This window comes from Psychrobacter sp. CCUG 69069 (genome assembly GCF_021023115.1).
In the GTDB taxonomy this organism is placed as follows: Bacteria; Pseudomonadota; Gammaproteobacteria; order Pseudomonadales; family Moraxellaceae; genus Psychrobacter; species Psychrobacter namhaensis.
This window is the reverse complement of the sequence record NZ_QQAI01000017.1, coordinates 1-13,731: the sequence shown is the minus strand read 5'-3', so window position 1 is coordinate 13,731 and position 13,731 is coordinate 1. Positions and strand designations below refer to the sequence as shown.

Below are 13,731 nucleotides of genomic sequence, written 5' to 3'. Positions count from 1 at the left end.
TGAGACTGCGCCGACTCACAAAACAAGCTTATTTAAGCAATATCTTTTTACATGTATCTTTATTATTCTATCCATCACTTTTACTGATAATCCGCTACTTTAAAAACTAGCCAGATCCTTATGCACAATCAAGCCCTCGCACCACAGCCTATTGGCCGCTTTGCACCCTCACCCACTGGAGAGTTGCACCTTGGTTCACTAACCACTGCCCTTGCCAGTTTTTGCCACATAAAGTCACTAAATGGACAGTGGCTGCTACGTATCGAAGATACCGATACAGAACGCTGTGATCGACAGTTTACTGAGCAGATTCTGATCGATTTAGAGACACTGGGCTTACACTGGGACGGTGATATCATTTATCAATCTGAGCGTATTGATATCTACAATGACTACTTGTCGTCAGCCCTACGCCCACTGACTTATGGTTGCCAGTGCTCACGCAAAGATTTGGAGCAGTATTGGGCGCAAGAAGAACAAAACGGGCTTGTCAATGATACCAGCCAAGGCTCACCTAATAGGAAGCGTTATCCGCGCTGCTGTATCAAAGCTGGCCTTAATAGACAAGAGCATAAACTACGCATACAGCTGCCAGACTATAGAATTGGCTTTAACGACGGTATCCAAGGGATACAATGGGATAACCCTCAGCAAACGTTAGGTGATATGGTGGCGCGCCGCCAAGATGGTATGATCAACTATATTTTGGCCGCCAGCCTCGATGACGGTCTGCAGCAAGTCACCCATGTCATGCGCGGTCTGGATATCCTACCTATGACCACAGCGCAAATCAGTATCATGCGGGCGGTTCATCTGCCACCTATCGATCATTGGTATCACTTGCCATTAATATGTCATCCTGATGGACAAAAGCTTTCTAAACAGAATCTCGCTCAGCCGATTGACACGCGGGATCCAAGCCAGCTCATCGCTACTGCTTTACAACTCTTACAACAACCCGCCGTCGATCAAGATACCCCCACCAATATGCTCAAGCAAGCGATTGCTCAATGGGACAACACACCACTACAAGGTAAGCAACAACTGAACGCGCCTCATTGAATCTCATCAAAAAGCAAAAAGCGCCACCAGTAGCGACGCTTTTTGTTTAAATGAGGGCAGACGTTATCAATAAATCTGTTAAGAACCTAAAATCTATTAATAATATCGGCACTGGCTTTTTTCGATCTCAGGACTTTCTTTGTAGATTTTTAGCAATAGCGCTACCATGACTAGACTGATCAACATTGAAGAACCGCCGTAGCTAAAGAACGGCATGGTCAAACCTTTCGTTGGAATCGCGCCCATATTCATCGCGGCGTTAATAATCGTCTGCGCGATAAACACCACACCAATACCAAAGGCGGTGTAGCTCATACGCATCTGCCGACGCTTTAGCGCATTGTAACTGATACGCATCGCACTACCGATAATCAGCGCTTCGAGCACCAACACCATCGTCACGCCAACAAAACCCAGCTCTTCACCCGTAATCGCCAATAAAAAGTCGGTATGAGCTTCTGGTAGATGCGACAGTTTTTGCACGCTCTCACCGTAGCCCACACCCGTAAACTGTCCGCGACCAAAGGCGATCAAGCTGCGGGCTAGTTGATAATCCGTATCTTGCACATCGTCAAACGGATCCATAAATGACATCACACGCACCAATCGGTACTGCGCCGTCGTCACCATTAAGACAGCCCCACCAATAGCGGCTGCACCTAAGGCTAAGAAATGCTTGTAAGGGGCACCAGCGATGTAAAAAATCGCAAAAATGGTACCCAAAATAACGACAAAAGAGCCAAAATCTGGTTGCGATAACAGTAGGATGGTTATTAGCGCCACCACCAGCATAATTCGTAAGAAACCATCTAAGCCATTACGCACCTCAAAAGAGCGGCGCACCACAAAATCAGACACGAAGACAATCATGACTAATTTGGCCAGTTCTGCTACCTGAAAATTAAACAGTCCTAAGTTCAACCAACGCTTAGAACCATTAATAGGCGTACTAAACAGCGTTGCTACGAGCAATATGCCGGTAATACCCAATAAAATAAACTGGGTTTCGGTCTTATATAACGTTCGCAACGACACACCATAATAAGGGATGGCGGCGATAATAAGACCAATCATCATGTACAGCAGCTGGTTATTGAAAAAGTATAGCTCTGTCATACCGCGGCTGAGGGCAAAAGGAATAGACGCAGAAGCCACCATCAATAAACTGAGTACCAGCATACAGCCGACACTCGATAGTAAAATTGCGCGAGCTGACGGCATAGACAGTATACCGTCTGAACCAGAGGCTTGCTTGGGCTGCGACGAGGAACGAAAAAAAGAAGAGAGCGCCATAATTTTATATACACTAACGAACGAAAAACACGGCGTCTATTAAACGCCACCGTTTAAAAAATATAAAGTAAGTATTATCAAATGCTCAGCTACCCATATACATATGACGACTGAACAGACAATCAAGTAAAGAGCATAGCAGCCGGCTTGTTTGACCAGTTATTATGGACAGTAGCAGTAATTTATAAGCAAAACAATCATTTATAAATAAAATGCCCGCCTATATTCCTCTCACCCAAGGACTACTGACCTGCCTGCCACACCAACGCATTTAATCGATCATTAGACTGCTTGACTGGGCAGACTCAATTGATCAACCAGCTGACTGAAATGGTCACCGCGATCAGCATAGCCACTGTATTGGTCAAAGCTGGCACAAGCGGGTGACAGGAGCACAGCCTGCACTTGTGATAGGCTGCTTGCTGTCACTTGTTGAATAGTCGCAAAAGCGTTTTCTAACGTCTGACACTGATGTAAGGCAACGTCATCGCTTATGTTGGCTGCCCGTAGATGCTGCTCAATCTGCTGGGCGTCCTCACCGATAAACAGCACTTGACTCACATATTGGTTGATAAAAGGGGTCAGCTCGCCAAATTGCTGGCCTTTACCCTGTCCACCCAAAATCAACAACAGCTTCCCATCTTTTGGTGCATAGACCGCGCCCAGCCCTTCGATGGCAGCCATGGTCGAGCCGATGTTGGTGCCTTTTGAGTCATTAAAGTAATCAATGTCAGCAGCAGTTGCCACATACTGGCAGCGGTGCGCAAGACCTGTGAACTGCTGTAAAGTATCTAGCATACTATCAAGTGGTAAGCCTGCAAGCTCACCAAGCGCTAGTGCTGCTTGCGCATTGAGCAGATTATGACGACCTTTAATCAACAGTTTGTCTGCCGATAGTAGCCTTTCTGTACCGTGAGCAAGATAAATCTGGCCTTCAGGATCGGTGATAAGACCATATTGACCTTTATCCGGCGCATGAATACCCGTACTGATTCTGGGTAAATTGTCGGCAACCAACGGCCTTGTCAGTGCATCTTCACGATTAATGACCACCGACTTGGCCCCTTGAAAGATACGGTGTTTGGCTTGATGATAACCGAGCATGTCACCATGGCGATCTAAATGATCGGGCGACATATTCAGAACCGTCGCAACCTGTGCCCCCAAGTTAGTCACTGTTTCTAACTGAAAGCTAGACAGCTCAAGCACGGCCAATTCCATATCGGTATTATCCAATAAAGTGAGTGCTGGTACGCCAATATTGCCACCAACGCCGACATTGACACCAGCATCCGCCGCCATTTGTCCCACTAACGTGGTAACAGTGCTTTTGGCATTAGACCCCGTAATCGCTACTATCGGTACCGTACAAGCGTCACAAAACAGCTGAATATCGCTGACTACTGGAATATTCGCTTGACGGGCGGCAGCTACGGCTTCGGTATCAAGGGAGATACCAGGGCTGATAATAATACGTGCCGCTTGCTGCAACAGCTCGGCGTCGATTGCGCCAAATTGGCAAATATCAATCTCGGCTGGCAATTGATCAGCTAATCTGGGCGTCGCCTGAGCATCAGTAACTGCTACCTGATAGCCTTGATGAGCCAAATAGCGCGCTACTGATAGCCCAGATTGTCCCAAACCGACCACGACTTGTAGACCACTGCCTTTATGAAGTAAGCCGTCAGTTGCAGTATTGGTGGTCATATCTATTCCTTCTATTGGTCGAGCAAAGTGGCGTCAAACAAACCTACTATTAAGAAGCTGAATGATACCCTTAAGATAAAAAGTATCATAACGGTATCATTCAAATTTCGGTACTGGTTTTTTATGACTTTGTGCTATTATGCGCCTGTTTTTATATGAGGCGGCTAGTGTTATAATAGCTGCCCTAATCTGTATATGAGTGAGTATCACCCCAAGCGTTTCAGTTTAGCATGTTGCCACATTTAACGCGCTATTGTCACATCTCTTTAGCGACGATAGATGTTGTGGTCGTGCTGTGTCAGACTGCCGCTTTCATTTCGCAGATTACTTATCACCCTCTACCGCAGCAAATTATTGCTGACGCTATCCGTTGTTGTCGGTGCTATTTTCGAATACCTTACTTTAAGCAACCTGTTGTAAACACTATTTTTTTTAGATAATCTCCTAGATTTATTATGGGTGAACGTATTAGTGATACCAGTAAATAAATCAGTAGATATATTTATGACTGACCGTTAATAATTCAATGCCCCAACATGACGCCGTGCGTGTTGCCGCAAGCCAAGATGAATAGCTATTTTGATAGCGACGCGATCATTTTATTACTGCGCAATGATTACTTTTTTTGCCTCTAACCCTATACAGTTTACTTATGACATCTTTTATTGATACCTTGCGTGACGAGTGGTTTTCCAATGTTCGCGGTGATGTTTTATCAGGTTTGGTCGTCGCATTGGCCCTGATTCCAGAAGCCATTGCTTTTTCTATCATCGCAGGCGTTGACCCAAAGGTCGGCTTGTATGCCTCATTTTGTATCGCCGTGGTGATTAGTTTTGTCGGTGGCCGTCCAGCGATGATTTCGGCTGCGACTGGGGCGATGGCGCTGGTGATGGTGGATTTGGTCGCCGAGCATGGCTTACAGTATCTGCTAGCCGCTACTTTATTATGCGGTGCAATCCAGATCGTCATGGGAATTCTAAAGCTCGGTAACTTGATGCGCTTTGTTTCCCGCTCAGTGGTCATTGGCTTCGTCAATGCGCTGGCAATATTGATATTTGCAGCCCAGCTACCCGAGCTGAACCCAATGACCGAACGCGTTGGTATGACCGTTTATATCATGACGGCAGCGGGTTTGGCGATTATCTACTTGTTCCCGCTTATTCCTAAAATCGGTCGCGTGATTCCGTCACCGCTTATCTGTATTGTTGGATTGACGGCGGTCGCGATGTATATGAATCTTGATATTCGTAACGTTGGCAGTATGGGGGATTTGCCCGATTCTTTACCCATGTTTTTGTTGCCTGACATTCCATTGAATGTAACTACATTGCTGATCATCGCGCCTTATTCTATCGCGCTTGCCATCGTTGGCTTGTTAGAATCTATGATGACAGCCACGATCGTTGATGAATTGACCGATACGCCAAGTGATAAAAACCGCGAGTGTCGTGGTCAGGGTATGGCGAACGTAGTGTCAGGATTTTTTGGCGGTATGGCGGGTTGTGCAATGATTGGTCAATCAATGATCAACGTCAAGTCTGGCGGACGTACGCGTCTGTCTACTTTGATAGCAGGGGTGGTACTCCTCATTATGGTGGTGTTTTTAAGTGAGTGGGTCAGCCAAATTCCAATGGCCGCGCTGGTCGCTGTGATGATTATGGTATCGATCGGCACCTTTAATTGGCAATCTATTCGCGAGTTTAAAACGCACCCCGTGTCATTTAACATTGTTATGCTAGCCACCGTTTTGACCACGGTCTTTACACACAACTTAGCCTATGGCGTCGGTGTCGGCGTATTGCTCTCTGCGCTGGCATTTGCCAATAAGATTGGTCAGTTTTTAACCGTGTTTAGCGAGTATGATGACAGCAGTAACACACGCTATTATTACGTTCAGGGACAGGTTTTCTTTGCGTCTACGACGCAGTTCTTAAGTAGCTTTGATACCAAAGAAGCCTTGGACAGCATTCAAATTGATGTCAGCCAAGCGCATTTTTGGGACGTCAGCGCCGTTGACACTTTGGACAAGCTGGTCATGCGCTTGCAACGTGAAGGCATTGATGTCAAAGTGGTGGGACTCAACAATGCAAGCCGAACATTGATTGATCGCTTCTCTATCCACGATCGCCGCGATATTGGCTTATTGGATTAAGCCAGTCTGCGTCCGCTTTATCATGCTGACATTCGTCAGTGTTTTATAAAACTAAAGTTTAATAGAGGATCACGTTGATTAAAAAGGCTGGGTTGGTTCGTTACGTCCTAGTCCTCTACTGATTGGCTGATTTTTATTATTATTAACGTTGTGGTCGTCTTATGAGTAACTTGAAACCAGATAGTGTGATTGCGTGCTTAGACTGTCCTGATCATGTGCAAGCCGTGTTAGAGGCGAGCATGTGGGCCTCTACGCGCCTGCAATCCCCTGTTGGCCTGTTGCACTCTGTGCCAAGCTTGCAGCAAAAAGCAGCGGTGAACTATTCAGGCTGTCTTAATATCGATGATGAGCACACGCTGCTCGAGCAGTTCACGACCAAAGAGCATTTAAGTAACTGCGAGCTAAAAGCCCAAGGTAAGCTGTTGCTACATCAAGCCACGTCCTACTGTGAACAGCAACATCACAAACTTAAGACTTATACGTTGCATCGGCACGAGAAACTTAACGAAAGTATTGACTATGTCGATGACAAAGCACAATTGATCGTCATAGGCCACAATGTCACCTGCAAGTCTCCCTTAAGCCAACTCATCAGAGTGAGCCACTGCCCCATTTTGGTGACGCATGCACCATTTTTGCCCCCTACCACTGCCTTATTTGCTTTTGATAACAGCCCAACTTGCCATAAGCTACTCAACTGGCTGTGCAAAACGTCACTCGTGCGAGCGTTGACCGTGCACGTGGTCATGGTGGGTAAAGAGAACTCTGAAAACTGCGATGCGCTGCGTGAAGCCTATGCGCGGCTCAAGCAAGCGGGCATTAAGTCTAAAAAAGCACTACTAGACAGCCGTGACGTCACAGCTGCCTTAACTTACTATCAAAACGAGAATAATATAGGCTTATTGATGACGGGCGCCTTTGGTCACTCTCGTCTGCGCGAACTTGTAAAAGGCAGTGACACTAAAAAACTGCTGGGCAGCACCAAAACCCCCTACCTCCTGTTCCCTAAAGCTTAGCGTTAAGCTACTTATACCTTCACGCCTTTTTATTTGCTTATTTGCACGCAGAGCATGAACGTCAATATCGTGCTCTGCGGCTTGTCTTTGTTTCACCCTTTCCCTCTCAGCAGTACGTTTACCTCTATCCATCCTATCAACTCCTCAAACCAAGTTAGCAAATCGTCACATGAAATAGATGGATCGCCTCCCCAAGTACCTAAAAAGTTGGTTATAATAAAGTTTTCGTTGATTCAACGCCAACGGTTGATTGACATTGTCTGTGCTTATTATGGCAACTGATGTCATGACCACATAGACGGTATCACTTGCCACTGCTGTGGTTATTTTTGAGCAAATAAATCCAATCCTACCTCTCCCCCTTGAGTAAATTGGCACAGTTCTTGAATGACTTATGGTAAGCATGGCAGCGATACGATGCATACAGTGCCTCTATCAACCTGCGGCATCACACAAATAAGGAATTTTTTATGAAGCTAATCACTGCGATCTTAAAACCGTTTAAGCTCGATGATGTACGTGAAGCGCTTTCTGACATCGGTGTTAAAGGTGTCACAGTTACTGAAGTCAAAGGTTTCGGTCGCCAAAAAGGTCACACAGAACTCTATCGCGGCGCAGAGTACGTGGTGGACTTCTTGCCTAAAGTAAAAGTCGAAGTGGCGGTCATCGACGAGATGGTTGAACCTGCTATTGAAGCCATTACTCGTATCGCTAGCACAGGCAAAATTGGTGACGGTAAAATTTTCGTTACTGCGCTTGAGCAAGTCATTCGTATACGTACCGGCGAGACAGGCCCTGACGCGATCTAAAGCCTAAGGCCAACCTATAGACACAGACTTATAGCACACACCGATAGCTGTATTGCATCAATTCAAGGGGGAATTAATATGCAAAATCAAATCTTTGAGCTCCAGTACGCACTTGACACCTTTTACTTTTTGATATGTGGGGCGCTAGTCATGTGGATGGCAGCGGGCTTCACCATGTTAGAAGCCGGTCTTGTTCGTTCAAAAAATACGGTTGAGATTCTAACCAAAAACATCGCGCTCTTTGCGACCGCTTCTATCATGTACATGATATGCGGCTACGCCATTATGTATGGTGGTGAGCTATTTTTGAGTGGCATTGCAGGCAATGCGACATTAGTAGAAGATGCGCTAACCGCATCAGCTGAAAATGGTTTTGGCGGTGATTCTGTTTACTCTGCTGCGTCTGATTTTTTCTTCCAAGTGGTGTTTGTCGCGACCTGTATGTCTATCGTATCAGGGGCTGTGGCTGAACGCATGAAGCTGTGGTCGTTTTTATTATTCGCCGTGGTGATGACTGGCGTGATTTATCCATTAGAAGGCAGCTGGACGTGGGGTGGCAAAGACGTCTTTGGTCTATTTAACCTCGGCGACATGGGTTTTTCTGATTTTGCAGGTTCGGGTATCGTCCATATGGCAGGGGCAGCCGCGGCCTTGGCAGGCGTCTTACTATTAGGTGCACGTAAAGGTAAGTATGGGCCTAATGGTGAGATACGCGCAATTCAAGGTGCTAACCTACCATTAGCAGCGCTTGGTACTCTTATATTGTGGATGGGCTGGTTTGGCTTTAACGGTGGTTCTGTGCTAAAGCTTGGCGACATTGCTAGCGCCAACTCAGTTGCGATGGTCTTTTTGAATACCAATGCAGCAGCTGCTGGTGGTGCCGTTGGTGCTTTATTAGTAGCACGCCTCATCTTTGGTAAAGCTGATTTGACGATGCTCTTAAATGGTGCACTTGCAGGGTTGGTCGCAATCACTGCAGAGCCTTCCACCCCATCTGCGTTGCAAGCGACCCTTTTTGGTCTCATCGCTGGTGTGATTGTTGTGCTCTCTATTCTAGCACTAGATAAAATAAAGATAGACGACCCTGTGGGGGCGATCTCCGTTCATGGTGTGGTTGGCCTATTTGGTCTACTTATCGTACCGATTACCAATCCAGCAGCGACGCTCTTGGGTCAGATTGCTGGGGCCGCTACTATTTTTGTTTGGGTATTCGTTGCCAGCTTAATCGTTTGGGCCATCATCAAGGCTGTCATCGGTCTACGTATCTCTGAAGAAGATGAGTATGAAGGGGCAGATATAGCTGAATGTGGTATGGAAGCTTATCCAGAGTTTGTAAGATAAAGGTGTTGAAGGTCGATTAACCGACACGCACTAAAAATCCCGCAATACCTTTCGGTAATGCGGGATTTTTTGATCAGATTTATACTAGACTTTAAAAATGAAAAATTAGCTTATTTCTTTTTCCACTCTTGACTGCGTGAGAATGGACCAATGTAACCTCTTAGCTTTAAGGTATTTCCGCTTAAATTTGCTGTCATACGATAGTCTTTGCCCTTCTCAGGATCAGTAATCGTACCACCACTGTACTTCCCACCACCATCAGCTTTTAGACCTCTAATAATAGTTGTGCCAATGTGCTTTTTACCTTTGGCTGAGTTAGTAGCAATAAGAGTACCTGTTAGTACACCGTTTGACTCAGTAATCTTTACGGTACCTTTTGGCTTGCCTTCATCATATGTCTGCCAAGTGGTATTGGCTAATGGGTCAGCGGCGAATGCCATGCTGGCTAAACTGATACCTGCAACTGCTAACGTGGTTTTTGTAAATAACTTCATAGATTGACTCCCTTCGTACAATGATTATGCGAAACGTTATGTTTCTGGTGTTCTATGCTTATCCTTTGCTAGAATCTTTACTACAAGTATCGCGGCTTTACCCTGTTGAACAGCTCATTAACCGCCCTTACTTATACGTTTTTTCAAAGACTTGCGCGACATAAGCGATGTCTTGACTCATTATAAGCAATTTTTATGGTTTGCCTAGTAATTTTTTTATGCTTTATTCTTGCCATAAAAACAAAACCATATCAAAGAGTTACAGGAAAGGGTTGTCGATATTTATACCCGACTGGTCATCATTTTCTTTTGACTTTTCCGCATTATTACTATAAATGTCAGGGGTCTCAAAAGCCTGCACAATTTTAGCGGTCAGCTCATGTAACTGCTGGGCTTGCTGATAGCCAGTGGCGTCTAAAGTCAGTTCAATATCACCATATATAATGATTTTATCTACTTGATTTTCGATTACGAGCTCACCAATCTGCATGCTTTGGTGGTTATTAGCAAATGGCTCAATCATCTGATTATCCTTTTTATTAACAGCAGCTTGTTCGCTTTCCTAAATTGGGCGGTTTTACTCACATAAAAGGCTTTATGCCTGTAATTGTGCCAATAGCCACTCAAAAATTGCCCAAACAAACAGCAGCCAATCAGGCGCTTCTGTTGACGTCTCGGGAATATCTGAGCCCTCACCTGCTTTTAACGGCAGATCAAATGCATGCGCTTTGGTTTTACTGTCCAAGACGGGTAAGACATCGATGCCAATCTTGGTCGCTAATTCATCCACACTGAGGATCTCTATGCGTTCTGATTCATCATTGGGCGCATAATAAACCCCTGCTTGATTGATCGCTGGAATATAGACTGCTTTGAAAAAATGACTGGGTACGAGCACCCGACCAGCAAGCTGCTTGGTTTTTTTGTCCGTAAAGGCCACGCCTGTTACCGTGTAAACCTCACCATATTGCTGCGTCAAGTAACGGGTCGCCGATTCAATATTGCGCCAAATATAGCGGTTATTACGTGGTGATTGCGGGGCTATATTGGCCAGACTAAAGCTATCATACTGTTGACTGCGCGTTGCCATATCAGCATTGGGCGCTAAATGCCCGCGATCATAACCAGATCCTGAATAGTCAGACAACGAGGCGCGCACTGATTTTGGCAGACGACTTTCTTCATGAAAGCTGTCTTCACGGTCTATTTGCTTGGCTTGTTGCAGACGTGTACGATCCAGATACTCAGCCGACCACAGCGGTGTACGGGCCACACCTGAATACATCACTGCAAAACCATCCATGCATAGCGACTGTGTTTTGTTACTTAACTTGGTATTGATGAATTCAGGATAAATACCACCATAAAAAGATTGGCTACACTGGGTAAAGTCATCAGCATGCGCTGAGTTTATGCTTACTACAACCGTCATTACGGCCATTATTATGCTTTTTTTCAAATTGTGTTTGAGCCTGCCAAGACTTATCATGCAACTTTCAACCATTTATACTTGTAATTACGTATACGCTATCCTAGCAGGCGCCTACAAATAAAGAAAGATAAGGCTTAGGTCGTGACATTTTAAATGGTATCCGCTATACTTAGGCGTTCAAAAAACGGTGAAGTGGGTGAGTGGCTGAAACCGCACGCCTGGAAAGTGTGTATACGTTCATAGCGTATCGAGGGTTCGAATCCCTCCTTCACCGCCAATCTTATTAAATACTAGTTTTCCTAGCTTGTCCTAAACTATCCTATATACATCTTAAACCCTTTATAAATAACGCTTCTAGCGTTTTTTTTATGTCTAACGTTTTCCTAATCTATCCGAACATAACCCACCTATCCCATGGCTTGTGTTGGTCTATTCGTTGGTCTATTATTTCATTAGACCTCAAAAAGACCAACATTTAGGCTTTATGATTCAGCATTAGACCAACGTACTTGTTGTATTTCTTGATTCATATAGCTTGTAGCCATAGGGAATAGACCAACATGTTAAGCGATAGTAAGATACGCAAGCTTAAACCTAGTGAGAAATGCACACCTTCACGTCCTGACAAATACAGTGATCAGCAAGGCTTACAGCTATTAGTACGCAATACTGGCACAAAGACATGGATAAGCGCCTATCGCTTCGATGGTAAGCAGACACGGCTCACACTTGGTACTTACCCCATCATGTCGCTTGCTGAAGCCAGACAAGCCAATACTGAGATTAAAGCGCTACTTGCTGATGGTATCGATCCAAAAAATAAAAAGCGTCAAGATAAGCTTGCCAATATTCACGCGCAAAAATTTAATGACTACGCCTTAGACTGGCTGGTTGAGCGTAAGCGTAATGTCAAACCGCGCACCTATCAGCAAGACTATAACCGTATGCATAAAGATGTGTTGCCACACTTTGAAGGTATTGCACTAAAAGATGTAAGCTTTGAGGATTGTCGATCGATGGCAGATGAGATCGAAAAGCGTGTGAACAAAGACGGTGAGCCGCCACGCGAGGTAACCAGACGCACTATTGATCTGGTTGCTAATGTTTTAAAACGTGCCAAACGTGAACGCATCATTGAGCAAAACCCAATCGATGATCTAAAGGAGCTCTACCCAAAAGCCAAAAGCCAGCACATGAAGCATGTGGATATCCATGAGCTACCTGCCCTACTCCAAGCTATCGAGGGCTATCATGGTCACGACCAAACCCGATTAGGTATGAAGTTTTTAGCCTACTCATTTTGTCGTACTATCGAGCTGCGTATGATGAAATGGGCGCATATAGACTTTGCCAATCGGTTATGGCGTGTTGATATTGATAACCTTAAAATTGCACGTAAGCATGTCGTACCACTGTCAGATCAAATGCTCAAAGTGCTAGAGGAAATGAAAGCCATCACGGGGCAATATGAGTACGTATTTTATCATACAGGCATGCATCAGCCATATAGTGAAGAGTTCATTAATAATGCGCTTGATATCTTAGGTTATGCTGGCAAACAAACAGGTCACGGCTTTCGTCACATAGCCTCTACCAATCTAAACGAGCTTGGCTATATGGGCGACGCGATTGAAAAGCAGATGGCTCATGATAAAAAGAGCAGCATTCGCGCGGTTTATAACCACGCGCAGCATTTAGAGGAGCGTCGTAAAATCATGCAGGTCTGGGCAGACTTTTTAGACCTATTGAGAGACACAGGCGAGGTCGTGGACTTTCAGACAGCAAGGCAGCAAATTGAGCAGTCACTGGCAAGTAAGCAACCAAACACATTACAAAACGCTGATAAACAAGATCTGCTCAAAGCGCTATTAGAGCAAGGTATCACAGCTGATGAGCTGCAAGTCTACATTGAGAATAACTGATGTATTTAACTATTACGAGAAGCTATTAAAGCCGTCTATCAATATGAACTTTACTAGACTCAATAAACTTTGCATTACAATCAGTTGAGCTGCATATAGAATTTATCGGCTTAGGCTCAGAAAACCAGAAAAATATATCCCTGTATTAAGTCATAACTTAGCGTAATTTTCTGTATTAGTATCGGCTGTTTCCTTAGCTTGTTTTCCATTGCTTCCTTCAGGATAAAATGGCTGTAATGTATTAACTTCTTGTTTGGGTGTAATAGTCTCAGCTGGCACATCTTCATTATCGTATGTCGATGAGCCAACCGATTCTGCATCATAATCGCTACTTAACTCTTGCTTATCTTTAGTTAGGAAAGTGTCTTCAGAAATGACTGAACCGCCCCGGGATTGTCGGAGACTCAACATTCTGAGAGAATACGACAATGAAAAAACAAACCTACACTCCTGAGATTAAAGAACGCGCCGTTCGCATGCTGATAGAAGCGTTGGGCGACTAT

General features: G+C 44.9%; 12 protein-coding genes and 1 tRNA gene. 7 read left to right on the top strand and 6 right to left on the bottom strand.

Translation table 11 applies throughout. The features are described from left to right. Window positions 1-120 precede the first annotated feature (120 nt). Window positions 121-1,062, top strand: a complete 942-nt coding sequence (gene gluQRS / locus DVY93_RS10370) for a tRNA glutamyl-Q(34) synthetase GluQRS (RefSeq protein ID WP_230710666.1) — start codon at window positions 121-123, stop codon at window positions 1,060-1,062. Window positions 1,063-1,158: 96 nt separating this feature from the next. On the opposite strand, the gene DVY93_RS10365 is transcribed toward gluQRS, so the two are convergent. After that, entirely contained in the window at window positions 1,159-2,355 is a 1,197-nt protein-coding gene (locus DVY93_RS10365) for an FtsW/RodA/SpoVE family cell cycle protein (RefSeq protein WP_230710665.1), read from the bottom strand. A gap of 282 nt (window positions 2,356-2,637) precedes the next feature. Beyond that, window positions 2,638-4,062 (bottom strand): UDP-N-acetylmuramoyl-L-alanine--D-glutamate ligase, encoded by a 1,425-nt coding sequence (gene murD, locus DVY93_RS10360; protein ID WP_230710664.1) that lies wholly within the window; start codon window positions 4,060-4,062, stop codon window positions 2,638-2,640. A 652-nt stretch (window positions 4,063-4,714) separates the two neighbouring features. Between murD and DVY93_RS10355 the strand changes: the two genes are divergently transcribed. The 4 genes from DVY93_RS10355 to DVY93_RS10340 all read left to right on the top strand — a co-directional run bounded on the left by DVY93_RS10355 (window position 4,715) and on the right by DVY93_RS10340 (window position 9,380). Further along, entirely contained in the window at window positions 4,715-6,214 is a 1,500-nt protein-coding gene (locus tag DVY93_RS10355; protein WP_230710661.1) for a SulP family inorganic anion transporter, read from the top strand. Window positions 6,215-6,375: 161 nt separating this feature from the next. After that, the gene (locus DVY93_RS10350; RefSeq protein ID WP_193005580.1) at window positions 6,376-7,230 is read left to right on the top strand and encodes a universal stress protein; all 855 of its coding nucleotides are present in this window, start codon (window positions 6,376-6,378) and stop codon (window positions 7,228-7,230) included. A 470-nt stretch (window positions 7,231-7,700) separates the two neighbouring features. Continuing rightward, window positions 7,701-8,039, top strand: coding sequence for a P-II family nitrogen regulator (locus tag DVY93_RS10345; RefSeq protein ID WP_010197981.1), 339 nt, complete (start codon window positions 7,701-7,703; stop codon window positions 8,037-8,039). A 78-nt stretch (window positions 8,040-8,117) separates the two neighbouring features. Beyond that, window positions 8,118-9,380 carry an ammonium transporter gene (locus DVY93_RS10340; RefSeq protein WP_193005581.1) on the top strand — a complete coding sequence of 421 codons (1,263 nt, stop codon included), beginning with the start codon at window positions 8,118-8,120 and terminating at the stop codon, window positions 9,378-9,380. Window positions 9,381-9,490: 110 nt separating this feature from the next. Here DVY93_RS10340 and DVY93_RS10335 read toward each other — a convergent pair whose 3' ends face one another. From DVY93_RS10335 to DVY93_RS10325, 3 genes are all read right to left on the bottom strand, one after another. Continuing rightward, on the bottom strand, window positions 9,491-9,874 hold the full coding sequence (locus tag DVY93_RS10335) for a DUF2147 domain-containing protein (RefSeq protein ID WP_198334417.1): 384 nt from the start codon (window positions 9,872-9,874) through the stop codon (window positions 9,491-9,493). Between the two features lie 259 nt (window positions 9,875-10,133). After that, window positions 10,134-10,397: a hypothetical protein gene (locus DVY93_RS10330; protein WP_193005583.1), complete on the bottom strand. Its 264-nt coding sequence runs from the start codon at window positions 10,395-10,397 to the stop codon at window positions 10,134-10,136. Between the two features lie 72 nt (window positions 10,398-10,469). Continuing rightward, complete coding sequence (locus DVY93_RS10325; protein ID WP_230710659.1) at window positions 10,470-11,315, bottom strand: DNA/RNA non-specific endonuclease; 846 nt, start codon at window positions 11,313-11,315, stop codon at window positions 10,470-10,472. Window positions 11,316-11,492: 177 nt separating this feature from the next. On the opposite strand from DVY93_RS10325, the gene DVY93_RS10320 reads away from it, so the two are divergent. Both DVY93_RS10320 and DVY93_RS10315 read left to right on the top strand, forming a co-directional pair. After that, a tRNA-Ser gene (locus DVY93_RS10320) sits at window positions 11,493-11,583 on the top strand. A gap of 283 nt (window positions 11,584-11,866) precedes the next feature. Then, entirely contained in the window at window positions 11,867-13,228 is a 1,362-nt protein-coding gene (locus DVY93_RS10315) for a tyrosine-type recombinase/integrase (protein WP_230710657.1), read from the top strand. Window positions 13,229-13,378: 150 nt separating this feature from the next. On the opposite strand, the gene DVY93_RS10310 is transcribed toward DVY93_RS10315, so the two are convergent. Next, the gene (locus DVY93_RS10310; RefSeq protein WP_230710656.1) at window positions 13,379-13,657 is read right to left on the bottom strand and encodes a hypothetical protein; all 279 of its coding nucleotides are present in this window, start codon (window positions 13,655-13,657) and stop codon (window positions 13,379-13,381) included. Window positions 13,658-13,731 lie beyond the last annotated feature (74 nt).

Coding starts and splice junctions, on each gene's coding strand:
- gluQRS (WP_230710666.1), top strand. CDS start 121: ATGCACAATCAAGCCCTCGCACCACAGCCTATTGGCCGCTTTGCACCC.
- DVY93_RS10365 (WP_230710665.1), bottom strand. CDS start 2,355: ATGGCGCTCTCTTCTTTTTTTCGTTCCTCGTCGCAGCCCAAGCAAGCC.
- murD (WP_230710664.1), bottom strand. CDS start 4,062: ATGACCACCAATACTGCAACTGACGGCTTACTTCATAAAGGCAGTGGT.
- DVY93_RS10355 (WP_230710661.1), top strand. CDS start 4,715: ATGACATCTTTTATTGATACCTTGCGTGACGAGTGGTTTTCCAATGTT.
- DVY93_RS10350 (WP_193005580.1), top strand. CDS start 6,376: ATGAGTAACTTGAAACCAGATAGTGTGATTGCGTGCTTAGACTGTCCT.
- DVY93_RS10345 (WP_010197981.1), top strand. CDS start 7,701: ATGAAGCTAATCACTGCGATCTTAAAACCGTTTAAGCTCGATGATGTA.
- DVY93_RS10340 (WP_193005581.1), top strand. CDS start 8,118: ATGCAAAATCAAATCTTTGAGCTCCAGTACGCACTTGACACCTTTTAC.
- DVY93_RS10335 (WP_198334417.1), bottom strand. CDS start 9,874: ATGAAGTTATTTACAAAAACCACGTTAGCAGTTGCAGGTATCAGTTTA.
- DVY93_RS10330 (WP_193005583.1), bottom strand. CDS start 10,397: ATGATTGAGCCATTTGCTAATAACCACCAAAGCATGCAGATTGGTGAG.
- DVY93_RS10325 (WP_230710659.1), bottom strand. CDS start 11,315: ATGGCCGTAATGACGGTTGTAGTAAGCATAAACTCAGCGCATGCTGAT.
- DVY93_RS10315 (WP_230710657.1), top strand. CDS start 11,867: ATGTTAAGCGATAGTAAGATACGCAAGCTTAAACCTAGTGAGAAATGC.